At 66.6% G+C, this 21,822-nt stretch carries 23 protein-coding genes and 1 tRNA gene; 5 read left to right on the top strand and 19 right to left on the bottom strand.

Annotated features, from left to right (window positions below; all coding sequences use genetic code 11):
- The first annotated feature begins 55 nt into the window (after positions 1 to 55).
- Complete coding sequence (locus CGU34_RS02405; RefSeq protein ID WP_051512967.1) at positions 56 to 766, top strand: DUF805 domain-containing protein; 711 nt, start codon at positions 56 to 58, stop codon at positions 764 to 766.
- Positions 767 to 814: 48 nt separating this feature from the next.
- Here the strand turns inward: CGU34_RS02405 and CGU34_RS02400 are convergent, their stop codons facing one another.
- From CGU34_RS02400 to CGU34_RS02390, 3 genes are read right to left on the bottom strand one after another with little or no spacing between them, the layout of a single operon-like run.
- Entirely contained in the window at positions 815 to 1,897 is a 1,083-nt protein-coding gene (locus CGU34_RS02400) for a zinc-binding metallopeptidase family protein (RefSeq protein ID WP_051512970.1), read from the bottom strand.
- A 57-nt stretch (positions 1,898 to 1,954) separates the two neighbouring features.
- Positions 1,955 to 3,487, bottom strand: a complete 1,533-nt coding sequence (locus CGU34_RS02395) for a polysaccharide deacetylase family protein (protein WP_051512972.1) — start codon at positions 3,485 to 3,487, stop codon at positions 1,955 to 1,957.
- Positions 3,484 to 4,017, bottom strand: a complete 534-nt coding sequence (locus CGU34_RS02390; RefSeq protein ID WP_036295474.1) for a hypothetical protein — start codon at positions 4,015 to 4,017, stop codon at positions 3,484 to 3,486. The genes CGU34_RS02395 and CGU34_RS02390 overlap by 4 nt, the downstream gene beginning before the upstream one ends.
- Before the next feature lie 193 nt (positions 4,018 to 4,210).
- Here CGU34_RS02390 and CGU34_RS02385 point away from each other — a divergent pair, with 193 nt between their 5' ends.
- Both CGU34_RS02385 and CGU34_RS02380 read left to right on the top strand, forming a co-directional pair.
- A complete protein-coding gene (locus CGU34_RS02385; RefSeq protein WP_036295477.1) occupies positions 4,211 to 4,561 on the top strand; it encodes a hypothetical protein in 351 nt (116 codons plus the stop codon).
- Entirely contained in the window at positions 4,558 to 5,487 is a 930-nt protein-coding gene (locus CGU34_RS02380) for a hypothetical protein (RefSeq protein ID WP_100813134.1), read from the top strand. The genes CGU34_RS02385 and CGU34_RS02380 overlap by 4 nt, the downstream gene beginning before the upstream one ends.
- Positions 5,488 to 5,528: 41 nt before the next feature.
- Here the strand turns inward: CGU34_RS02380 and CGU34_RS02375 are convergent, their stop codons facing one another.
- The 4 genes from CGU34_RS02375 to CGU34_RS02360 are packed head-to-tail and all read right to left on the bottom strand — an operon-like array spanning position 5,529 to position 9,061.
- Positions 5,529 to 6,287 carry a polyphosphate polymerase domain-containing protein gene (locus CGU34_RS02375; protein WP_198517650.1) on the bottom strand — a complete coding sequence of 253 codons (759 nt, stop codon included), beginning with the start codon at positions 6,285 to 6,287 and terminating at the stop codon, positions 5,529 to 5,531.
- The gene (locus tag CGU34_RS02370; protein WP_100813133.1) at positions 6,287 to 6,913 is read right to left on the bottom strand and encodes a DUF4956 domain-containing protein; all 627 of its coding nucleotides are present in this window, start codon (positions 6,911 to 6,913) and stop codon (positions 6,287 to 6,289) included. The genes CGU34_RS02375 and CGU34_RS02370 overlap by 1 nt, the downstream gene beginning before the upstream one ends.
- A complete protein-coding gene (locus tag CGU34_RS02365) occupies positions 6,910 to 8,064 on the bottom strand; it encodes a bifunctional glycosyltransferase family 2/GtrA family protein (RefSeq protein ID WP_100813132.1) in 1,155 nt (384 codons plus the stop codon). The genes CGU34_RS02370 and CGU34_RS02365 overlap by 4 nt, the downstream gene beginning before the upstream one ends.
- A gap of 4 nt (positions 8,065 to 8,068) precedes the next feature.
- Complete coding sequence (locus tag CGU34_RS02360) at positions 8,069 to 9,061, bottom strand: phosphodiester glycosidase family protein (RefSeq protein ID WP_100813131.1); 993 nt, start codon at positions 9,059 to 9,061, stop codon at positions 8,069 to 8,071.
- Between the two features lie 144 nt (positions 9,062 to 9,205).
- On the opposite strand from CGU34_RS02360, the gene CGU34_RS02355 reads away from it, so the two are divergent.
- Positions 9,206 to 10,516, top strand: a complete 1,311-nt coding sequence (locus CGU34_RS02355; RefSeq protein WP_100813130.1) for a CotH kinase family protein — start codon at positions 9,206 to 9,208, stop codon at positions 10,514 to 10,516.
- A gap of 12 nt (positions 10,517 to 10,528) precedes the next feature.
- Here CGU34_RS02355 and CGU34_RS02350 read toward each other — a convergent pair whose 3' ends face one another.
- From CGU34_RS02350 to CGU34_RS02335, 4 genes are all read right to left on the bottom strand, one after another.
- Entirely contained in the window at positions 10,529 to 12,226 is a 1,698-nt protein-coding gene (locus CGU34_RS02350; protein WP_100813129.1) for a glycoside hydrolase family 13 protein, read from the bottom strand.
- Positions 12,227 to 12,294: 68 nt separating this feature from the next.
- The gene (locus CGU34_RS02345) at positions 12,295 to 13,212 is read right to left on the bottom strand and encodes a carbohydrate ABC transporter permease (RefSeq protein WP_100813128.1); all 918 of its coding nucleotides are present in this window, start codon (positions 13,210 to 13,212) and stop codon (positions 12,295 to 12,297) included.
- Positions 13,212 to 14,153: a carbohydrate ABC transporter permease gene (locus CGU34_RS02340; protein WP_100813127.1), complete on the bottom strand. Its 942-nt coding sequence runs from the start codon at positions 14,151 to 14,153 to the stop codon at positions 13,212 to 13,214. Before CGU34_RS02340 ends, CGU34_RS02345 begins: the two co-directional genes overlap by 1 nt.
- A 42-nt stretch (positions 14,154 to 14,195) precedes the next feature.
- The gene (locus tag CGU34_RS02335; RefSeq protein ID WP_100813126.1) at positions 14,196 to 15,458 is read right to left on the bottom strand and encodes an ABC transporter substrate-binding protein; all 1,263 of its coding nucleotides are present in this window, start codon (positions 15,456 to 15,458) and stop codon (positions 14,196 to 14,198) included.
- A gap of 121 nt (positions 15,459 to 15,579) precedes the next feature.
- On the opposite strand from CGU34_RS02335, the gene CGU34_RS02330 reads away from it, so the two are divergent.
- Positions 15,580 to 16,794, top strand: a complete 1,215-nt coding sequence (locus tag CGU34_RS02330) for an ROK family protein (protein WP_232711490.1) — start codon at positions 15,580 to 15,582, stop codon at positions 16,792 to 16,794.
- A gap of 62 nt (positions 16,795 to 16,856) precedes the next feature.
- Here the strand turns inward: CGU34_RS02330 and CGU34_RS02325 are convergent, their stop codons facing one another.
- The 8 genes from CGU34_RS02325 to CGU34_RS02290 all read right to left on the bottom strand — a co-directional run bounded on the left by CGU34_RS02325 (position 16,857) and on the right by CGU34_RS02290 (position 21,797).
- Positions 16,857 to 17,582, bottom strand: a complete 726-nt coding sequence (locus CGU34_RS02325) for an acetolactate decarboxylase (protein WP_198517649.1) — start codon at positions 17,580 to 17,582, stop codon at positions 16,857 to 16,859.
- 72 nt (positions 17,583 to 17,654) lie between these two features.
- Entirely contained in the window at positions 17,655 to 17,870 is a 216-nt protein-coding gene (locus CGU34_RS02320) for a DUF2945 domain-containing protein (protein ID WP_100813124.1), read from the bottom strand.
- A gap of 136 nt (positions 17,871 to 18,006) precedes the next feature.
- Positions 18,007 to 18,079, bottom strand: a tRNA-Ala gene (locus tag CGU34_RS02315).
- Positions 18,080 to 18,182: 103 nt separating this feature from the next.
- The gene (rsfS, locus tag CGU34_RS02310) at positions 18,183 to 18,566 is read right to left on the bottom strand and encodes a ribosome silencing factor (RefSeq protein WP_100813123.1); all 384 of its coding nucleotides are present in this window, start codon (positions 18,564 to 18,566) and stop codon (positions 18,183 to 18,185) included.
- The gene (locus CGU34_RS02305; protein ID WP_100813122.1) at positions 18,566 to 19,678 is read right to left on the bottom strand and encodes a hypothetical protein; all 1,113 of its coding nucleotides are present in this window, start codon (positions 19,676 to 19,678) and stop codon (positions 18,566 to 18,568) included. Before CGU34_RS02305 ends, rsfS begins: the two co-directional genes overlap by 1 nt.
- Entirely contained in the window at positions 19,675 to 20,277 is a 603-nt protein-coding gene (gene nadD / locus CGU34_RS02300) for a nicotinate-nucleotide adenylyltransferase (RefSeq protein WP_100813121.1), read from the bottom strand. Before nadD ends, CGU34_RS02305 begins: the two co-directional genes overlap by 4 nt.
- Before the next feature lie 7 nt (positions 20,278 to 20,284).
- Positions 20,285 to 20,524: a hypothetical protein gene (locus tag CGU34_RS02295; protein ID WP_036295511.1), complete on the bottom strand. Its 240-nt coding sequence runs from the start codon at positions 20,522 to 20,524 to the stop codon at positions 20,285 to 20,287.
- A 46-nt stretch (positions 20,525 to 20,570) separates the two neighbouring features.
- Positions 20,571 to 21,797 carry a glutamate-5-semialdehyde dehydrogenase gene (locus tag CGU34_RS02290; protein WP_232711504.1) on the bottom strand — a complete coding sequence of 409 codons (1,227 nt, stop codon included), beginning with the start codon at positions 21,795 to 21,797 and terminating at the stop codon, positions 20,571 to 20,573.
- Positions 21,798 to 21,822 lie beyond the last annotated feature (25 nt).

The following is a 21,822-nucleotide window of genomic DNA, read 5'->3' as shown; positions in this document are numbered from 1 at the left end:
CGGCGCCACGCAGTGCTGTTGTATGGTGCATACATCTCCACCGATTCGGAGCACCATGGCCGTTTCACCCCCGCCGCCCGCAGGTTGGTACCCCGACCCGTCCGACGCCCGTCAGCGACGCTGGTGGGACGGACTCTCCTGGTCGAACCAGACGTCGCCCGTACCGTCGGCGCCCGGGGCACAACCGCGAGCACTGCTCCACGCCGAGTCCCCGACTCCCCCGACACAGACAAGCATCCCGCCGTACGCGACGCCGCAGTACGCGCTCGTCCCGACCGGATCGGGCCCGTCCGCACAGGCGACGACGCCCACACCGGCGTCCCCCGCATCCGTCTATCGCCCCCTCGTTCCCGGCACCGGGGGTCAGCTGGGTTCGGGATACACCCCACCACCGGTCGGGGTCTGGCGCTCCCCCGCAGACACCCGGCCGCTCGTACGCGGCATGGGTGACGCGATCCGCGTCGTCTTCTCTCGTTACGCGACGTTCGATGGCCGCGCCACGCGCGCCGAGTTCTGGTACTTCACGCTCTTCTCCACGCTCGTCACCGTCGGACTCGTGTTTCTGAGCATCGTGCCGATCTTGGGCTACCTCGCAGGCCTCGGGTTCTTCGTCTGGGGCCTCGGCATCCTCATCCCGACCGTCGCGCTCTCGGTGCGGCGCCTGCGCGACGCCGGTTTGCACTGGGCCTGGATCCTCTTGTCCTTCGTGCCCTTCGGCGGCGTCGCGCTCATCGTGCTGTGGTGCCAGCCTTCGAAGTACCCCTGATCAAACCGCGACGCCCGACGAGCCGCCGAACAATCCGCCCAGCCGACCTCAGGTCCGCTCGGTATCCCGAGGCAGCGCCAACGCGATCTGCTCGGGCAACGTGAGCGGCGCCTTCGTGACGATGTCGTGCACGAACGCGAGCTTGTGACGCACGGGGCCGACCAGTTCGAAGGGGTACAGGTCCGCCGAACCCATGGAGCGGTTGATGCGGTTGAACGCCTGACTCATCCAGTCCCAGTCCGTCAGCAGGCGCTGGATCGGCTCGTCCCGATAGCTTTCCAACGGTTCGACGTCGGTGTCGCGGTTCGTCACACCAGCGTCCAGATGGATGCCGATCGCGGCGGCCGTCTGGAGCGTGCCGGTGATGTGGAGATAGTGGGCGAACGTCTCGGCGAAGTCCTCCCACGGATGCATCGTGGCGTACTCCGAGATGAACGACGCGCTCCACCCCTCGGGCGCTCCACGCGAATAGTGGCGAGCGATCGCGTCCTGGTAACTGGCGCGCTCATCGCCGAACAGCGCCCGGCATCGATCCCAGGCCGCGTCATCCGGCAATAGGACGTTCTGGAAGTAGTGGCCGACCTCGTGCCGCAGGTGACCGAGCATCGTCCGGTAGGGCTCACCGAGCCGCACGCGCAGAGCCTCGCGCCGATCGTCGAGGCTCTCGGCCAGGTCGATCGTGATGATGCCGTTGGCGTGTCCGATCACGACCCGCTCGCCGGACGACAGGCTCGACACGAGATCGAACCCGAGCCCGCCCTTTTTCACATCCCAGGGCACGATCGGCAGCCCGAGCTCACCGAGCTGCAGAATCAAGCGGCGCTTGGCTTCCTCGGTTTTGCCGAGCTTTTCGAGGGCGATGGTGTCGTTGCTGTCCGGCTGGCGGCGCGTGAGGCGGCATGCGAAGCACTTGCCGGCTGCGGCATCCTCACGCACCAACCAGTTGCAGCCCCATCCGCGATTCGAGCAGGTGTACCAGGTCACGCCCTCGATGACGGCGTGACCCTGACGTGCGCCGTAGAAGGCACGGTCGAGAAGATTGAAACCGAGCTCGCCCTCGCAGTTGGGGCACGTCAGCGTGCCCAGGAAGACGAAGTGGCGACAGTGCGGACAACGCGGGGCAGAGCTCACGTGTTCACCGTAGTGCCCCCGCCGCGCCTCGGAGGGCCACGATCGGGAACGCCGCGATCAGGGTGCGTATCGAACAATCCCGCCAGGGATCTGTCCGTCGAAGATCTTCGACAGGGTCACCAGGCTGAACCCGCGATCGAGCAGGCCGTCCAACACCTGAGGCATGACGCGGCCGGTCGCACCCTGAATGTCGTGCATCAACATGATCGAGCCGACGCGGGGGGCGCTCACGGAATACGACAGCAGGTCGGCATCGGAGCGCCCGGCCCAGTCGCGCGTGTCGACGCTCCACAGGATCGCCGGCATTCCCGCTACGCCCAGCACTCGATCGCTCAGCGCACCGTAGGGCGGACGGAACGTCGAAACGGCCTGACCCGAAAGCGAGCGCAGCAGGTCGCCCGTGGACTGCAGCTCAGCGGCGATTTGTCCGTCCGGCAGTTTCGTCAGATCCGGATGATTCCAGGTGTGGTTGCCAATCTCGTGCCCCTCGGCCGAAACCCGCCGCACGGTGTCGGGTCTATTCTGGGCGTTGCGACCGAGCATGAAGAACGTCGCCGACGAGTGCCGATCACGGAGGGCGTCGAGGATGCCGTCTGTCAGCCCGCTCGGCCCGTCATCCAAGGTGAGGGCCATACACGGGACGAGATCGCACGGCGTTCGATCGAACGCGGCACCCGCCGTCCCGGGGCCGGCGAACGGACCCTGCGCATCCGCGATCAGGCGTCCGAAATCCGTGAGGGCCGGATCGTAGGATTCCCGCGGCAGCGACACCCAGACCGGATGCGCCGCGTCAGGCGTCTGCCAACCCGCAAGCCCCTCGAGTTCGGGCGCTGTGAAGCCCACCGGCAACGGCACGACGAGTTCGCCACCCACGAAAGAGGCATCCTGCAGCGCATTCCCGAGCGAAGCGCGTTGCTCGTCCGACGGCGGACCGACCGCGATCAGGCTCAGTCCCCCGGCGGCGCGACGAGCGATCGAAACCACGTCTTCCCACAGCACATCGGTCTCACCGATCAGCGCCGCACCGTCGCCCACGGCGCCGGTCGCGACATCCGTGTAGAGCGTCGTGATCTGGTCCATCTCGACAGCCGTGGCGGAGCCGCGCACGACTCGGAGGCGTTCGCCGAACGTAGATCCCGCGGCGTGCACGATCTCGCACACCACCACCGTGTGCGAGTCGGTCGCGGTCCCCAGCAAGTCGGCCGCCGGGAGCGCCGTGACGCCGGCGACACACCCGCGCTCACCGAGCGCAGCCTCGACGCCGAACACCTGCGGCTCGTACACGACCCCGACCGCCGCGGACTGCTCGCCGATAGCGGCCCGCACCGTCGCCTCGATCTTCTCGTTCAGCGGCTGCGCGCCGGGCAGGTACGCCCAACGCGCCTCGACACGCACCGCATCGTTGCGGATCCGCTGCGACGCGAGCGCGATGCCCGCGGGGTCCACCGGTGGCGGCGGCGCCGTCAGCATCCTTCCGACGACCGGCCACTGAACGGGCGTCCACGACGGATCAGTGTCGGGTGCACAGGCCGACAGACCGACGACTCCCGCGGCGACGAGCACCGTCGCGAGAACCTTCCGGCGGATCACCCGGTCACCCCGATCTGACTCACGTCGATCTCGGCGAGGAGTTCGGCGAGTTCGGCGTCGTACCCCTGACGCGGACCCGACACGAAAGTCAGCAGGGCGTCGCCCGACACGACGACGCCGACGATGAGTTCGCCGTCCGCGGTGTTGGCGTGCAGCAGTTCTTGGCCCGCGACCGTTCGCTCGCGGCTGAGGGCATCGAGCGGTCGCGGGGCGATGTCCCCGAGGGTCACGACGGGGTCACCCGCATCGCGGACGGCCAGATCGACCTGCATCCGACCGTCAGGGCTCGTGAGTGTCACCCGGGACTCATCGGCGAACGTGGGCCGCATCGCCCACCCGGCAGGCACGGGCACGGATGCCTCGACACGCTCCCCACGAATCGTGGTCGTCATGTCTTCTTCCGCGACGAGCGTCGTGGCCGCGACCCAGATCGGGGGCAGCAGAGCGACGACGGCCACGCCCAGCATCGCCGTGACGACCGCCGTCAACACAACGACGCCGAGCGCGCGTTGTACGGAGCCTGTCGCCACGTCGAAATCTTCTCGAACCGCCGCGCGGTTGCTCGGTAAGCGCGCCGGACAAACGTTGCGAGTTCGAGTCTCGTGGCGAGCCGCCGCGCCTCCCCGATTCCCGCCATTGTCCGACCTAGAATCCGGATCGGGGAGCATCGACCGGCGAAATCCGGTGGATCAGGGGCAAGAAGAGGTCACGAGGAGGGGAATCGTGTTCCAGCAGACGAAGGACAGGCGCCCAGCGCAGACGTCCCCGTCCACTCGCCCGGACGACCGCGAACCCCGGCGTGAACGGGCCGGCGCACGGCGTCGTCGACTTGTCGCGCTGCTCACGAGTGTCGCCGTCGTGTGCACACTCGCGGCGTTCGGGATCGGGGTTACGGCTCAGACGCGGGCGGAAGCACGTCTGGTCGAGCTCGATGAGCGCATCACCCTGCTGCAGTTGCGCCTCCAGGATCACCTCGAACAGGTCGACGAACTCACCGCTCGCGCAGCCGAACGGCGGGCGCAGAACGACGACGCGCGGGCCGCACTGGGTTCGACGGAGGGGTTTCTCGAGTGAGGGCCTCGTCCTGGACGCTGATCGTGGTGTCGGGCATCGCGGTCTTCACGATCACGCTCGGAACGATCAAAGTCGCCGAGCTGAATGCCGTGGCCGACGTCCGCGAGTCACGGATGCTCGCTCTCGAAACGCAGATCACGGATGCCGAGGCATCATTGACTGCGCTGCGCACAACGATCGACGAAGAGAACACCGAAGCATCCGCTCTGTCCGAAGCGGCGGCCGCGCGGGTCACCTTCGTCGAGGCGATCGCTGCCCTCCGGACCGCCCTCGACACGGCCGCGAACAAGGTGGATGTGGACTCGCAACGCCAGGCCGCCCTGGACGCGCAGGCCACCGTGACGGCGGCGCCCGCCGACGCCGGGACTTATGCCGAACCGACCGCAGCCGTCCAGCGCGCGACGAGCGAGGTCGACGCGAAGGTCAAGGCCTACGAGGCTGAGTTACGCCGGAAGGCCGCCGAGGCAGCAGCGCGGTCATACTCCGCTCCCGTGACTCGCGGAACGAGTTCGTCGCCCTCGACAGGGGGTGGCAGCGCCGGATGGTTCGCCGAGATGCGCGCGATCCTGAACAACGTCGGCGGCGGAGGCTATGCGCTCGTCGAATACGACGGCAATTGCGGCGGGGTGACGGCTCCCGCGTGTGCGAGCAGCAACGGGACGATCATGGTGTCGTCCGCGGTCGCCAACTGGCCCTACGTGACGAAGGTCTGGGGCATGACGCACGAACTCGCGCATCAGTATCAGTTCCGCGTGTGGAAGCAGATGACCGCGTCGCCCTCGTACCAAACCTTGTTCAACAAGAACCCCGAGCTGCTCGCCAACTGCATGGCCGCCACTCGCGGCGCAACGCAGGCATCGGGTGGATGCGGACCCGCACAGCTCGGCTGGGCGGCGGGTATCTGGCAGGGAATCGTCGCCGGCTGACCCCGGGTTAGTCGCAGCCGACAAGGTGGCGGTCGCGAGGATCAGGCGAAGGAATCACGCAATAGCCGTGCCCAGCGATTCCGCGGCAGCTCTGGACGGAGCGCCGCCAGACCCGTCGCGTACTTGCTGACCGAGGTCGGGCGGTGCCCCAGCCGCCAGAGCAGTCGGTCGACATCCGATGCCGCGGACCCGGATTTGGTCTCGACGATCGCGAGGTGAGGCAGTCGAAGGGCGCGGCCGTCGGCCTCGATCCATTCGAGGTCGGTGTCGACCGTCGCCCGGGCGACCGCATCGGCGGCAAGTAGCGTCGCGCGGCGATACCGCGTGGCGAGGATCGGGCCGAGCTCCGTGACCCGGCCGGGTTCCACACCCACGGCCGCGAGGGCCGACGCGACATCCGTCCGCGCACCTCTGGTCAACAGATCGGCGGCCGAGGGCGGGTACTCGGTGCGCTCCTTGACCGTCGCGCCGCGCGCGCCCCGGGTCTTGATCTCGAGAAACGCGGTCCCGACATCGGTGTACCGGCGCGTCCGGACCTTGAACCGACGCCGCCGCGGATGCGCGGCCATCCGAAAGCTCAGCAGATCGGGGGTGTCGAAGTAGACCGAGTGATAGCCGAAGCGCCGCTCGCCATCGATCTCGAGAACACGTGTCTGCTCGTTCAGGTGCCCGAGCACGGCCGGCAGTTCTGCCCGCGGCACGACGTACTTGCGATCCACGCGGGTCATGAGGGAGGCCTCGGCCACCAGATCATCCAGTCCGATCGCCTCGAAACGGGCCAGGGCGTCGGCGCCGGGCATCAGCGCACCGCCAGGGACTCTGCGGCCGGCGCGTCGGCGAACGTCCGCCCTGGGGAACGTCGCGGTGCCCTGCGGACGGCGTCGCGACGAAACCGCACATCGACGGTGGTCGTGTCGTTCACGAGGTCGAGTCGCTGCACGGTCAGCGATGTCACGGTGCATTCCAAACGCTGCTCGAGCTCGGCGCGCAGCGCATCTTCGTCGGTGATGGCGCGGTCGACGTCGACGATCTGATGCCTGCTTCGAGCGAACAAGGCCGGGTGGTCCGCACCCCACATCACGACGAGGATCAGCACGACGAGGGTCCCGGCGAACCACGGAGTGCTCTGCGGCAGACCACAGATCAGCCCGATCGCCAGGGCCGCGAAATAGTAAGCGACCTCGCGCTGCGAGATCTCGGACGAGCGCAGGCGGATGATCGACAGCACGCCGAACAGTCCGAGCCCGAGACCCAGGGCCACCTCGGCTGTGCCGAGCACGGAGGCGACGGCCAGCACACCGACGTTGACGCCGAGGAACGCGACGACGAGGTCGCGGCGGCGGTGCCGGCGATAGTAGATGCCGAGGCTCAAGAGGAGCGCGGCGATGAGGTCGATGCCGATGAGGACGATCGTCGAGGTGGTCATGAGGTTCTCCCTGCCAGGTGTGGGTCTTCTTCCATCCGAACAATGGGTGCTATGCGTTTGTTATGCGGCGCCTCTGCTCCGTTGTTGTCTTCGTCGTCGGGTGCTGCCTTCTCGCCGGAGCGAGCACGACCCGCCGCGAAGACGAATGTTCGCTGTGCCTGGTAGGCGGTCACGAAGAGGATCCCCTCGGTGATGACCTTGGCGAGGAGAAGCGGCAGACCTGCGTCAGTCAGGAAGGACATCCACACAACGTTCGACGCCAGCAGAGCTGTCGCGAGCAGCCCATAGCGGACCCCTTGGCGCCAGAGGGCGCGTCGTCCGCTCTGGGCACGGAAGACGACCCTGCGGTTCATCGCGAAGTTCACCGTCGCGCTCAGTAGCCGCGCGGCGATCACGGACGGGATCAGCAGCCCCGTGATCGAGACGAACACCACGAGCGCGACGGTGTCGAGCAGGAACGCCAGGAAAGAGGACCCGGCGAACCACACGAGCGGGACGAAGACTCGCAGCGAGTCGACCACGGGACGGAAGTGACTCGTCGGATTGTGCGGTTCGTAGACGGTCGCGATCGATAGCTCGCGGACACGCCATCCGGCCTCGTGCAGCCGGAGAAGGACGTTCTGCTCGTACTCGAACCTCTCCCCCACCTGATCGAGGATCCACGGCAACATGGCATCCGGGATGCCCCTCAGTCCGGTCTGCGTGTCGCTCAACGACCAGCCGGCACCGAGACGAAAGAGCACACGCGATGCCGCATTGCCCAGACGGCTGCGCAGGGGTACCGGGCCGGTGAAGCCGCGGCATCCGAGCACCATCGTGCGATCGTCGCCCGCGGTGACCGCGTCGGCGACACGCAGAATGTCATCGACCCGGTGCTGGCCGTCGGCGTCCGCCGTGACGATCGGTCCCGATGCCCCGATGTTCAGCAGATGACGGAACACGCTCTTCAGGGCCACGCCCTTCCCTCGGTTGCGGGGATGCGACAGGACCACACCGCCCGCGGCTCGAACGGCATCGAAGATAGGCGCATAGCGCGGCCCGCTGCCGTCGTCGACGACGAACAGCTCGAGACACGGACGCTCGAGGAGCAGCCCTTGCACGACGCGGACGAGAGCGTGGCCTGGTTCATAGGCGGGGATGACCACGATCATGTCGTCACTCGGTCCCGTCGGAGCCGGCCACGTACAGGATGTCGCTGGTGCCGCGCTCGCCACCGTTGGATGGCTGATTGAGGACCTCGCCGTTGAAGTACATCGTCGATGAGCCCCCACCGTCGAGGTTGTACGCGGTCGTCGCGCCGAGCGAGAGCATGATGTCGGCGAGCTCTGTCAGCGTGACGCCACGGCTGTAACCCGCGTCGCGTCCGTCAACGACGACGAACACGAGGTGGTTGTCATCGATGACGCCGACCGCCGTGCGGGGCTGCTCTCCTTGAATGGAGTGATTGCCGAAGTTCGTGTCGATCTCGACGTCTTCGATGCCCTCGATGACCGCCCCGTCGGACACGATCGCCGGACCGAAGCTCAGGGTGTTCCAGGCGCCGTCGGCGAGGAGCTCATCGGCCGTGGTCGTGGTCTCGTCGTACACCGAAATGGTGCCGTCCGTGTAGAACACGAGGCCCTCTCGGGCAGGCTCGTCACGGTAGACGACGCCATTGCGGATCACGATGCCCGTGTTACGGAACCCGTAGTAGTCACCGTTGATCGCGAAGACCGCGTCATTGTCTTCCGCGATCCCGCTGGTCGTTTCGGTGATGTTCTCCCCGAACTGGTTGTTGGCGAACGCGGATCGCAGGTCGGTCGCGTCGCCGAGCACCACATCCGCGACGTAGTACGTCACCGTGTCGTCGCCGGTGCCCGTGACGACCGTCGAGATCGTCACGCTCGTCTCGCCGTCGCTGTACGCCGTGTCCGTGAGTGTGACCGTTCCGGCATCCGTCGTGTCGGTCTCGGTCGCGTCCGTCGAGGTCTGGGCCGCCTCGTATGCCGATACGTCGGAGATCTCGACATGCGCGATCAAGAATCGATCGGCGGCCCAGGCCGCGCCGCCACCGAGGACGAGCACGACCGCCAAGGCCGACGAGATGATGATGGTCCGCGTCTTCCGGCTGAGTCGCCGGCGGCGGTTTTCGGATCGTGAAGGTTTCATGAGCCCAGAAGTATCCGGGGACTCTTGGCCAGCTCTATTCGCTCCCTATGCGTCGATGATGTACGGCGCCCTGATACCGGGACCCATAACTCGTTCATCACCTTCGCTGACGGAAGCCACATCAACAGCCGCTGTCATATCTGCATGGACGCCACCTCTCGCCTGCCCCGCCGCACCGCACTGATCGCCGCGGCCGTCGTGCTCTCCGGAAGTCTCGCGCTCGCCTCATGCAGCGCCGCGACGACAACCTCGTCTTCGACGACGACCTCGTCGACGTCAACGGAAGCCTCGGTGGACACCGATGTGTCGACAGCTGCCCTCTGGGATGCCTCGAGCCTCCACGACGTGTCGCTCGAGGTCGACGAAACGACGATCAGCGACGCCATCCAGGAGTATCTCGACACGGGAGAGAAGGTCTGGATCGAAGCGTCCGTCACGATCGATGGAGTCACCTACGAAAGCGTGGGTCTGAAGCTGAAAGGCAACTCAACCCTTCGGGGTGTTTCGACCGACGCCGATCCGGCGACGCTCCCGTGGATCATCCGTCTTGACAAATTCGTCGACGGGCAGACGCTCAACGGAGAGACCGACATCGTGATCCGCGGCAATGTGTCGGCGTCCTCACTCAACGAGGCCGTCGCGTTGACGCTGCTGGATGAGACCGGACTCGCGACCGAGAACGCCACGGCCACGCGCTTCACCGTCAACGGCGGTACCGCGCAGCTGCGCCTGGCGGTGCAGAAACCGTCGGACGGCTGGCTCGAGCAGGAGTACGGAACCACGTCGGGCGGGCTGTACAAGGCCGAGACCGGCGGCGACTACAGCTACCGCGGCGAAGACCCCGACGCCTACACGGATGTCTTCGACCAGGAGGCGGGCGAGAGCGACCTGACACCGCTCATCGACTTCCTGCAATTCATCAACGAGGCCGACGACGCGACATTCGCGGCCGAGCTGTCACAGCATCTCGATGTCGAAGCGTTCGCGACATACCTGGCCTTCCAAGAGCTCGTCGACAACTACGACGACATCGATGGCCCGGGCAACAACTCGTACCTGTACTACGACGCCGACACGGGCCTGATGAGCGTCGTGACCTGGGACCTCAACCTGACCTTCGGTGTGCGCAATTCGGGCTTCAGGGGCGGGGGTGATCAGGGCGCAGACCGCCCTGTTGCCCAGGGCGCGCGCGGTGCCGCCGGCGGCGGCGGCGCTGGTGGCGGTGCTGGCGGTGCTGGCGGCAACATCCTGTCGGAGCGGTTCCTCGAGAACGAGACCTTCGCGGCGCTCGTCGAAGACGCCAAGACCGAACTCACCGAGACGCTTGTCGACTCCGGGAAGGCGACGGCGGTCTTGGATGTCTGGACGGCGCTGCTGCAGTCCGAGGCATCCGACCTGATTTCGGAAGAGACGCTCACCGAGGAGGCCGACGCGATCCGCACGTACTTCGAGTGACCCGCGGGTTCTCTAGGGCGCGAGCCACACCGTCGAAGCCGGAGCGACGACGTCGGGCGTCGCGTTCGGATCGCTCGCGAGCACAACCGACAACCCCGCGGCATCGAGCACGTACGGCTCGTCTCCGAAGTTCGTCACGACCTGCCAGCCGTTCGGCCGGGCGAAGCGCAGCACATCGGCGCGCCCGGTCTCGATCCAGTCGAGGCTCTCGCTCGCCTGAATGTCCGTGCGCACGGCAAGAGCACGACGGTAGAGGGTGAGGGTCGACTCGCGGTCATCGATCTGGCGATCGACCGCATATTCCCCCATCCATTCCGGCTGTGGCAGGTGTGCTTCGCCCGACCCGAATCCGAAGGACGGACCGCATGCCTCCCACGGCAGTGGCACGCGGCATCCGTCCCGTCCGAGGTCGAACCCGGGGCTGCGGAAGAACGTCGGGTCCTGGCGCTGACCGTCCTCGATCTCGGCGACCTCGTGCAGACCGAGTTCTTCGCCCTGATACAGGTAGGCCGAGCCGGGCAACCCCAGCACGAACAGCGTCGCCGCGCGAGCGCGTCGTTCGCCGCGTTCGCGGTCGAGTTCGGGCTCTCGCCCGCCCGAAAGGAGCCATTCCTGCCCGTGCTTGCGGCTCGGGCGCCCGTCGGCACCCCGCTCGGCATCCGGCAGTCCGTATCGGGTCGCGTGGCGAACGACGTCGTGATTCGACAGCACCCAGGTGCTCGACGATCCCGAAGCCCCGGCCAGCTCGAGGTTCGCGGTCACGATCTCGCGAAACTGCGACGCATCGAAGTCAGCCTCGAGCAGGTCGAAGTTGAAAGCCTGGCCCAGGCTCTCCGAACGGGCATACAGCGGAACCCTCACCCGATCGACCCACGCCTCGGCGACAGCGGTTCGCGGGGGGTCATACGAGTCGAAGACCGTGCGCCATTCGGCGTATACCTCGTGCACGTCGTCCCGGTCGATCGTGGGGTGCTGTCCGTCCCGAGGCATCGCGTCCAGTTCGGCCTGAGACGGCAGCACCTCGGCGAGGTCCTTCGTGAGCATGTGGGCAACATCGATCCGGAATCCATCGACCCCGCGATCGGACCAAAACCGCAGTGTCTGCACGAAGTCGGCGCGCACCTCCGGGTTCGACCAGTTGAGGTCCGGCTGCTCGACCGCGAAGTGATGCAGGTACCACTGACCGTCGGGCACACGCTCCCAGGCCGGCCCCCCGAAGGCTGAAACCCAGTCGCTCGGGGGAAGCGAGCCATCCGGTCCCGTCCCCTCGCGGAAGATGTAGCGCTCTCGCGCGGGCGAACCGGGCTCGGCGAGCAGCGCCTCCTGGAACCACTCGTGCAGGTCGGACGTGTGGTTCGGCACGATGTCCACGACGACGCGAATGCCCCGTGCGTGCAGCGTGGCCACCATCTCGTCGAAGTCGGCGAGGGTGCCGAGCTTCGGATCGACGTCCCGATAGTCCGCGACGTCGTACCCACCGTCTGCCAGCGCCGACGGATAGAACGGGCTCAGCCACACGGCATCCACCCCGAGTTCGTCGAGATAGTCGGCGCGGGATGTGATTCCCGCGATATCGCCGAGGCCGTTCCCATCCGTGTCCGCGAAACTGCGCGGATAGACCTGGTAGACCACGGCCTGGCGCCACCACGGCGCGGCATCGGGCGACGCGTGGGCGCGAAGGTCGGGGATCGGGGAGACTGCCTGGCTCATCAGAGAACGGGTCCTTTCATCGAGGTTGTGCGGTGCGGTGCGGGTTTCTGTCCCGCGTCGCCGGGGCGTCAGCCCTTGACGGCGCCCTGGGTCACGCCCTCCATCACCCAGCGCTGGGTGAAGAGATAGACGACGATCGCCGGCGCCATCGCCATCAGGTACGACGCGAACGAGACGTTGTAGTTGTTGCTGAACTGCGTCTGGAAGATGCTCTGGACGACCGGGAGGGTCTGCAGCCCGGGGTCCGAGATGATCAGCGACGGCATCATGAAGTCGTTCCACGAGGCGAGGAAGGCGAAGATGCCGACCGTGGCACTCATCGGAGCGAGCAACGGGAAGATCAGCCGCCAGAACGTCTGCCAGGTGGACGCGCCGTCGATCCGAGCGCTCTCCTCCAGCTCCGCCGGGATCGACCGCAAGAAGGCCGTGAAGAGCAGGATGCTGAAGCTCAGCTGGAACATGATGTGCAACAGCGCGACCCCGGCGGGGTTGTCGAGGCCCAGCAGTCCGGTCAGCTGGATCTGCGGCAGCGCGACGACGGGGAACGGCAGGAACATCGCCGCCAGCAGGTAGTAGAACGAATACCGGAAGAGCTTGCGGTCCCAGTTTCGAGAGATCGCGAAGGACGCCCATGCGGCCAGCACGATCGTGCCGACCACGGTCCCCGCCGTGATGAGCACCGACACCGTGAAAGCCAGCGGGAAGTTCGTGAGGTTCCAGGCGGTGACGAAACCCTCGACGCTGAACGGGTTCGGCAGCGAGAACGCATTGCCGTCGACCGCCTGCGACTGCGTCTTGAACGCCATCGAGAGGGTCACGTAGAGCGGAATGAGAACCGTGATGGTGCACAGCGCGAGCACGATTGTGTTCGACCAGTTGACCCGCTCCATGGCGGATCGACCACGGCTGGCCTTGCGCGGCGAGTCGCCCGCGAGTGTTCGTTCGGCGTCGATGTCCTCGACCGCCAGGGCTGGTTGAACAGTCATCAGAACACGTTCCTTCCGCGCGTCAGCCGCAGCTGAATGAGCGAGATCGCGACGACGATGACGAAGAAGATCGTCGCGTTCGCCATCTGGTAGGCGTAGTCGCCACCGGTGAAGCCCGTCACGATCGTCATCGCGATGCTTCGGGTGGAGGTACCCGGACCGCCGTTGGTCAGACCGACGATGATGTCGTAGGCGTTCAGGAAGTTCTTGAAGCCGAGGATGACGTTGATCACCACGTATCCGGCGACGAGCGGCAGGGTGATGCGCCACAACTGCTGGCGCTTGCCGGCACCGTCGAGTTCGGCCGCCTCGTAGACGTCGCCGGGGATGGACAGCAGCCCGGCGATGTAGATCAGCAGCGTGCCCGGGATCGCCTGCCACGCGGTCACGATCACGACGGCGACCCAGGCGAGGTCGGGGTTGGCGAGGATGCTCTCGCTCAGCCATCCGACTCCCACGGCCTGCCCGAGGGCCGGCACCGAGTTCGAGAACAGGAAGTTGAAGACGAACGCGATGACGATTCCCGAGATCACCATCGGGATCACGAAGATCGTCCGGAGCGCGGTCTTGAAGCGGATGCGCGAGGTCAGTCCCACCGCCAGCAGGAACGCGAGCACGTTAACCGCCAGCACCGTCACGGTCGCGAATCCGAAGGTGAACAGGTAGCTCTGCAGGATCGCGGGGTCGGAGAAGAGCGCGATGTAATTGATGAGCCCGATGAACTCCCAGTCGCCGAACCCGATCGAGTTGGTGAAACTGAAGAAGATCCCGACGATCGCCGGCAGGGTGATCGCGAGGCTGAAGAGGATGAGGCTCGGCAGGAGGAAGAAGTAGTAGACCCCCTCGACCTTGCGCCGCTTTCGAGGCACCTTCGTATCCGCGGGTGCGGCGGTGCGCCCGCGGGTTTTTGGCGTGATCAGAGTCGCCGTTGTCGTGGCCATGTTGTGTGTCGCTTCCCTTCGTTGGGTATCGCGTGAGCGTTGTTACTGGCGCAGCGCGAGTCGCGCCCAGTCGGCATCCATGACGCGCAACGTGCGCTCGGCATCGGCGCCCGTCACGATGCCCTGCATGTAGTTCTCGGTGGGGATGGTCAGCGGAATGGCCTTCGACGCGCCCTGGTAGAAGCGGGCCTCGTCGTAGAACTCCTTCATGCCGATGATCCGCGGATCGGTGACGGGTGCCGCATCCGTCGTCGTGCCGTAACCGAGCTGCGCCGCGTTGTAGGCATCCATGACGTCCTTCTGGAACAGGTACGACAGGAATTCGCGCGCTTCTGCCTGATGACGCGAGGCCTCAGGGATCCACGCGGCCAGGTCGATGTTGACGCGCACCTCGAGGTCGTCCGGGTCATCCGTCATGGGCAGCGGGAACGTGCCGAGGTTCATGTCGGGCGACGTCTTCGCGATCTCGCCGAACGCCCACGGCCCCTGCAGGTACATGGCCGCCTGCCCCTGCGCGAAGGCGAGGTTGCCGTCCCCGTATCCGCGGCTCGCCGCATCGGGGTTGGTGTACGTTTCGGCGAGCATGGTCATCCGGTCGACCGGCTCGAGCAGGGTCCGCTCGAACGAGACGGGGGAATCGGGACCGACCTCGGTGCCGAGTTCGTTCATCTCGTCGTAGAACGCCGCGACGTCGACGCTGCCGCCGACGGTGTAGTCGAACCATCCCTGAGCAACCGTCCAGGGGTCCTTGAAGGTGCCGTAGAACGGGGTGATACCGGCGGCCTGCAGCTGGTCGCACACCGCGATCAGCTCGTCCCACGTCTGCGGAACCTCGAGACCCTGCTGCTCGAAGATGTCGACGTTGTAGATGACGGATGCCGCCATGACCGAGTACGGCAGCACGCTCGTGCGCCCGGGGTAGGTCGCGTACTGGTCGACGAGTTCTTGCACCTCCGGCAGGATCCGGTCGGCCTCGGGCATGTCGCTCAGGTCGCTGAGGGCGCCGCGCTCCATGAAGCGCGACATCTCCATGTTGTAGTTCAACAGGCCGAGATCGGGCGGGTTGCCGCGCAGAAAGCCCGCCTGCAGGTTCGAGGAGGTGTCGAAGACGACGCGCACGTCGTCCTGCGACGAGTTGTACTCCGCGATCAGCTCGCGAAAATACGGGATCGCCTCGGGCTTGCTCAGGTGGAACCGAATCTCGGTGGGCCCGCCCGATGAGCATCCTGCGAGCGTCCCGCCCGCCAGAGCGATTCCCAGCGCGGCTACCGTCAGACGTAGCGCATGTGACCGTATTCTCGGCACGTCATCGTCCCTTCTACCGCCTCGTGGGCGGTCGTACGTCTTTGTACACCGATTAGATTTATCTACCGAATCAAGTCGATGTGGACAATAATGCAGGGAAGCACCCGAAAGGTCAAGACCCTTGTCACAGCCCTCCGAGCGGGTTTCGGCCCCGCGCCGCGCCAGCCTCGACGCACTGCTCCACTACGCGTGGGACGCCGAATCCTTCACCGCGGGCGAGGCGATGCCAGCGGTCGGCCTGACCCGTTCCACCACGATCGACGCGCTCGACGAATTGGTCGAACGTGCTCTGATCAGGGAACTCCCCAATGCCCGCGAGGTGGGCGACTACAGCAAGGGCCGACCGGCACGCCGCTTCGAATTCTGTGCGGACGCCGGCGTGGTCGTCGGACTCGATGCGGGTCGCGCGCACGTGACGACGACCATCGCGGACTTGCGCGGCGCAGTCCTCGCACGTGAACATCTCATGCTCGACGACGACTCCATCTCCCGACGTCGCGCCGTGATGGCGACCGCGGTGGACGATGCGCTCGGGGTAGCGGGCCTCGAGCGTGGCGACGTCATCGCCCTCTGCGCCGGCGTTCCGGCCCCCGTGGATTCGGAGGGCGTCTCCCCCACGCATCACGACGGTTTCTGGCAGCGGATGAATCCGGACCTGATCGACATGTTCCGCGCCTGGGTTCCGCTCGTACGCGTCGAGAACGACGCCTCGCTCGCGGCCGTCGCCGAGGGCAGCCTGGGCGTTGCCCGAGGATGCCGCGACTACGTCACGCTTCTCGCCGGCGAACGCCTCGGAGCGGGGGTCGTCGTGGATGGGCGCCTCTTGCGAGGCGCTCACGGCGGCGTCGGCGAGATGATCGCCTTCGACCAGGTCTCGGGCGTCGAGGGAGCGTGGGGACTCGGGTACCGGGCAGCGGAGTGGGCGCGCGAGGCCATCGCCGCGGGTGAGGTACCGCTGGAGCATCCGCTGGTCGGTATTCCACCGAGCGAAGTGACGGGACGTGTCGTCTTCGAGCTCGCGGCTTCCGGCGACGAGTTCGCCCTGACCATCGTGGACCGCGTCGGCCAGATGCTCGCGCGCGTCACCGGCGTCTTCGCGAGTCTGCTCGACCCGCGGATGATCGTCATCTCTGGCGCCGTGTCCGCCGGCATCGCGGACGTGCTCGTTGCCGCCCGGGCCGGACTCTCCGGCGCGCTCCACGTGCCGCCGCCTGAGCTCGTCGCATCCAACCTCGGAGGCGATGTCGTCTCGACGGGCGCCGTCTCGGCAGCCATCGAGCTGGCGCGTTCGGGCATCCTGGCCCTCACACCGCTGGAACGCTCTCTCGCCGTCTGACCCCGCGAGCACCGCTCGTTGAGCGAGCGCAGCGAGTCGAAACGCACTGAGCGGCGGGCACCTCAGCCCGCGGCGCCACCCTCGACCGCCACGATGCGGTGGTCGGCGTCGTGGGTCAGCTCGGTCCGTAAGAACAGCTCATCGACGCGCAGGTGCAGGTCGAGCCGAGCGAACGCGGCGATGCGCAGCTCCCCCGCGCCGACCGTAACGTCCAGCACGTGTCCGCCGTCGAGCCGGTCCTCGGCCAAGAAGTGCAGGTGCAGTCCAGCAACCGCGATGCCCTGATAGATCCGCGGCGCCCAGAACCCCACCAGCGTTCCGGTCCGTTCGGTCAGCACGGTCTCGACCTGCTCACGAGTCACCTCGGTCAGAGGCGGAAGCGGGTGGTGCTGTCTCGGCGTCACCCGCACGCGCACCGAGGCCATCATCCCGTCGATCCGCACGGTATGGAACAGGTTCCGACTCAGCAGCACTCCTTCGACCTGCGCGGTCAACCCCGCGAGATCGAGCATCTCGACCCGCGTCGAGATGACGTCCGGGAGGGGCGCGACATCCACGAACGGCAGGATGTCCGTCTCTGCCATCTGCGTCGGCGGACCGTCGACGGTGCACTCGTACGCCCGCCCGTCGACGATCACCACTTCGCCGCCGAGGCGGTCGCAGCATCCGATCCCGAAGTCACCGGCGCGGAGCGCGTCGGCCACAGGCATCCCCGTTTCATAGGCGCCCGCCAAGAGCGCATCCAACACGGCGAACTGCGTCACGGCATCGTTCGAGAGCAAGGTCACACGAGCGACGTTATCGCGGGCGCCCGATAACCGAGGAGACCCGCGCGAGCCCGAGCCCGACCTCAGAACGCGTCAGCTCTTCAGCTTGCGCAGAGCCGAGCGTTTGTGCGCGGCCTGTTTCCCGCTTTTCTCGGACTCCACGATGTACGCCGGCTCGTCGGACGTCGCGGTGAAGTGCTGACCGGCGAACGCGAAGTCGCTCGTTTTTCGCTCCACCACCGTTCCGCGGGTGCGTCCCTGCGGAGTGCCCCAGCTCACGCGGTCACCGGTCGAAAGTTCCTCGGCCACATTCGTTCCTCGCTCCCACTCACCGTCGCCTCATCGTTTCAGAGCGGGGCGAAAAAGGTCAGGTATTGACGGGATAACGACCCGTGTGCCGATGAAATGACAAACGCCCCGCGAGGAGGCGCTTGTCGAAATGTTGTGGACCTGAGGGGACTCGAACCCCTGACCCCCTGCATGCCATGCAGGTGCGCTACCAGCTGCGCCACAGGCCCAAACACTACCCCGGACGAGCCAGGGCAACCCCGCTAGATTACTACATCCGAAGCGTCCACTCGAATCGGGACGGATGCCGCAACCGCGCGGAACGCGCGAGGCCTACTCGGCTGCCGCGGCGGCCGGGGTCGGGAGCTCGATCGGAATGACCGGGCAGTCCTTCCACAGACGCTCGAGCCCGTAGTACACGCGCTCCTGCTCGTGGAAGACGTGCACGACGAGGTCACCGAAGTCGAGCAGGACCCAGCGGCCCTCCTGACGTCCCTCACGGCGCAGACGCTTGACGCCAGCCTCGTGCAGTCGGTCCTCGATCGCGTCGGCGATCGCACCGACGTTGCGCTCGTTGCGCCCCGTGACGAGCAGGAAGGCGTCGACGAGCGGGAGCGGGCCCGAGACATCCAGTGCGACCAGATCCTCGCCGCCCTTGGCATCGGCGACGGCCGAAGCGATCTGCACGAGTTCACGTGCTTGTTCAGTTGCGGGCATTAAAGAGCACCATTCACGAAAGCGAGGATGAGGACGCCCACGAGCGCGAGCGCCAGAACGCCCGCCGTGATCGCCAGGGAGAAAAGGAGTCGGCCGCCCTTTTCGGGCGCCGGCGGGCGGATGATTTCGCCCGTGCCGCGCACCGTGCTGATCGCGGCACTCGCGGCGATGGGCGTCGGCGAGGACGAAGCGGGCAGTTCACCGTCGATGAGAACCGAATCGACGTCTTTGCCGTCCGTCGAACGCGGGTCGCCACCGGCGGATCCGAGACCGTCGGGCAGATGGAACGTGCCCGTGATGAGCACCTCACCCGTCGCATTCACGGGGCCGGACAGCGGGGGCATGTTGGGCGTCTGCGACAGGATCAACGCGCTCGACGCACCGATCGCCCCCTTCGACGACGAGTTCCGGACGATGAGCTCATCGAACGAAGCAGGCAGCTTCGTCGAGATCTCTTCGTCCTTCAGCAGGTGTGCACCGAACTGCGGGTCGACCGTCGCGACGGGCGCCGCGTCGATGCCGCGTGCGTTGTCGTCGTCGTGCGAGCTGTCGTCACGGGAAGAATCGGATGCCTCGGCATCAGGGTCCTTCGTCGCATCCGCCTTCTTGGCATCCGCTTTCTTGCCATCGGACTTCTTGTCATCCGACTTCTTGTCATCCGACTTCTTGTCATCCGACTTCTTGTCATCGGACTTCTTGTCCTTCACCGCGGGTTCGGCAACTGCAGCGCCGGAGGCGGCGGGTGCCGAGAACGGCGTGTACCGCGCCGGGGCGGGCTCGCCGAGAGCCGAGACAGGCATCTGGGCGGCGATGACATCGGGCGTGATGACGGGGACGGACGCCGTGCGGATGCGCTCCTGCTCGCGCGCCTGCCGACGGGTCAGGGGCGAGACGCCCAGATCGACGTGGGCGTCGGGCATGGGCGCCGGCGGGGTGAAGGCAGGAGTGGCTGCGCGCGCGAGCGGGGCAGCAGGCGGCGGAGTGGCCGCGACGTAGGTGTCTTCGTCGATCTCATCGTCCGCGTTCGACGCCTCGTTCTGAACGGGAAGTGACCCGGTCGCGTGCAGTTCGCGGAGCTTCTTCCGCGTCAGCGGCTGCTCGGGTGTGCTCATGCGTTGCTCCGATAGAGATGATGCTTGCTGATGTATTGAACGACCCCGTCAGGAACGAGATACCACACCGGGTCACCCCGGTGGACTCGCTCGCGACAGTCCGTCGACGAAATCGCGAGTGCGGGAATCTCGAGTTGACTCACGACCTCACTCGGAAGTCCCCCGGTGTCCAGGACATGTCCGGGGCGACTCACGGCGACGAAGTGCGCGAGGTTCCACAGCTCATCATGGTCCCTCCAACTGAGAATCTGCGCTACCGCGTCCGCGCCCGAGATGAAAAAAAGGTCTGCATCGGGCCGTAGCGTCCGAAGATCGCGCAACGTGTCGATCGTGTAGGTCGGGCCACCACGATCGATATCGACGCGGCTGACCGTAAATCCCGGGTTGGAAGCGGTCGCGATGACCGTCATCAGGTAACGATGTTCGCTATCGCTGACTTTCTGCTTCTGCCAGGGCGTTCCCGTCGGAACGAAGATGACCTCGTCGAGGCCGAGGTGGCTTGCGACCTCGCTGGCGGCGACCAGGTGACCGTGGTGGATGGGATCGAACGTGCCGCCCATCACCCCGATCCGGGGCCGCTCCCCTGCGTCCGTCGTCATGCCCGACCTAGTGGCCGCTCGCCGTCCCGTGATCGATTGCCCCGTGATCAGCTGCCGTGCCGTGGCTCTGGGCGAACGCCTGAGCCTTGCCCGCGTGGCGGTTCGCCACGTCGCGGTAGGAGAAGACCACAAGACCGAGAGCTGCGAAGACCGCGATGGCGATGAAGAAGAAAACCACCGTCTCCAGCGCGACGTTGCCGTGGTGACCCTCTTCGGCCGCGGCCAGGATCGTCGTGACAAGCGTCATTCTCATGCTCCGTTCGGGTGTGGGCGTGTCGTGCCAGTCTAGAGAACTATCGGCGGGTCTGCCCGGCACCGCGCGCGAGCCACTTGGTGCTCGTCAATTCGGGAAGCCCCATGGGTCCCCGCGCGTGCAACTTCTGAGTCGAGATTCCCACCTCGGCACCGAAGCCGAATTCGCCACCGTCGGTGAATCGCGTGGATGCGTTGGCCATCACAACCGCGGCGTCCACCTCGGCCAGAAACCGCTCGGCGTGAGCGTCGTCATCCGTGATGATCGACTCGGTGTGACCGGTCGAGTATTCACGGATGTGCGCGAGCGCGTCGTCGAGGTCCTCGACGACGCGGATCGAGATATCCAGAGTGCCGTACTCGGTAGACCAGTCCTCGTCGGTCGCGGGGACGACATCCGAAACCAGAGCGGCAGTTCGCGCGTCGCCGTGCACCGTCACCCCCTGCTCCCGAAGTGCCGCGGCCACGGTCGGCAAGACGCGCTCGGCGGCAGACCCCACGACCAGCACGGTCTCGACGGCGTTGCACACGCTCGGGCGCTGCACCTTCGCGTTGACGACGATGTCGCGGGCCCACTCGAGCGGCGCCGACTCGTCGAGCACGATGTGCACCACACCAGCACCGGTCTCGATGACGGGAACGGATGACTCGGTCACAACCGTCTCGATCAGCTGAGCGCTGCCCCGGGGAACGAGGACGTCCACGAGCCCGCGCGCCTGCATGAGCTCGCGGGCACCCTCACGGCCGAAGTCGTCGACGGTCTGGATGGCTTCTGCGTCGATGCCCCGGTCGGCCAACGCGGTGCGCATGATGTCGACCAGAGCGGCGTTGGACTTCTCAGCAGCCGACCCGCCGCGGAGTACGACCGCGTTGCCGGAACGCAGCGCGAGGGCCGCGATGTCGACCGTCACGTTCGGCCGAGCCTCATAGATCGAACCCACGACACCGAACGGCACGCTGACCTTCTGCAGCACGACGCCATTCGGCAGCACCCGCTCATCCAGCAGCCGGCCGACAGGATCCGGAAGATCGGCGACGGCGCGCACGGCCTCAGCGAGGGCGGCTACGCGCGAAGCATCCAATCGCAGACGATCCTGCAACGACTCCGACAGCCCCGTCGCGCGACCGCGCGCCAGATCCTCGTCGTTCGCGGCGATGATCCGATCGGATGCCTCGTCGATCGCGTTTGCGATGGCCCGGAGCATGCCGGCCTTGTCGCCGTCACCGAGCAGACCGATGCTGCGGGAGGCAGACTTCGCCAGGCGCATCCGATCGCGGGCCGTCGTTTCACCC

This window comes from Microbacterium lacus (assembly GCF_002812805.1).
Classification (GTDB): domain Bacteria; phylum Actinomycetota; class Actinomycetes; order Actinomycetales; family Microbacteriaceae; genus Microbacterium; species Microbacterium lacus_A.
Note: the sequence above shows the minus strand (reverse complement) of the source record. Positions and strands in the feature narration are given on the sequence as shown.

Coding starts and splice junctions, on each gene's coding strand:
- CGU34_RS02405 (WP_051512967.1), top strand. CDS start 56: ATGGCCGTTTCACCCCCGCCGCCCGCAGGTTGGTACCCCGACCCGTCC.
- CGU34_RS02375 (WP_198517650.1), bottom strand. CDS start 6,287: ATGCCCGGCGCCGACGCCCTGGCCCGTTTCGAGGCGATCGGACTGGAT.
- CGU34_RS02370 (WP_100813133.1), bottom strand. CDS start 6,913: ATGACCACCTCGACGATCGTCCTCATCGGCATCGACCTCATCGCCGCG.
- CGU34_RS02365 (WP_100813132.1), bottom strand. CDS start 8,064: ATGATCGTGGTCATCCCCGCCTATGAACCAGGCCACGCTCTCGTCCGC.
- CGU34_RS02360 (WP_100813131.1), bottom strand. CDS start 9,061: ATGAAACCTTCACGATCCGAAAACCGCCGCCGGCGACTCAGCCGGAAG.
- CGU34_RS02355 (WP_100813130.1), top strand. CDS start 9,206: ATGGACGCCACCTCTCGCCTGCCCCGCCGCACCGCACTGATCGCCGCG.
- CGU34_RS02350 (WP_100813129.1), bottom strand. CDS start 12,226: ATGAGCCAGGCAGTCTCCCCGATCCCCGACCTTCGCGCCCACGCGTCG.
- CGU34_RS02345 (WP_100813128.1), bottom strand. CDS start 13,212: ATGACTGTTCAACCAGCCCTGGCGGTCGAGGACATCGACGCCGAACGA.
- CGU34_RS02340 (WP_100813127.1), bottom strand. CDS start 14,153: ATGGCCACGACAACGGCGACTCTGATCACGCCAAAAACCCGCGGGCGC.
- rsfS (WP_100813123.1), bottom strand. CDS start 18,566: ATGCCCGCAACTGAACAAGCACGTGAACTCGTGCAGATCGCTTCGGCC.
- CGU34_RS02305 (WP_100813122.1), bottom strand. CDS start 19,678: ATGAGCACACCCGAGCAGCCGCTGACGCGGAAGAAGCTCCGCGAACTG.
- nadD (WP_100813121.1), bottom strand. CDS start 20,277: ATGACGACGGACGCAGGGGAGCGGCCCCGGATCGGGGTGATGGGCGGC.
- CGU34_RS02295 (WP_036295511.1), bottom strand. CDS start 20,524: ATGACGCTTGTCACGACGATCCTGGCCGCGGCCGAAGAGGGTCACCAC.
- CGU34_RS02290 (WP_232711504.1), bottom strand. CDS start 21,797: ATGCGCCTGGCGAAGTCTGCCTCCCGCAGCATCGGTCTGCTCGGTGAC.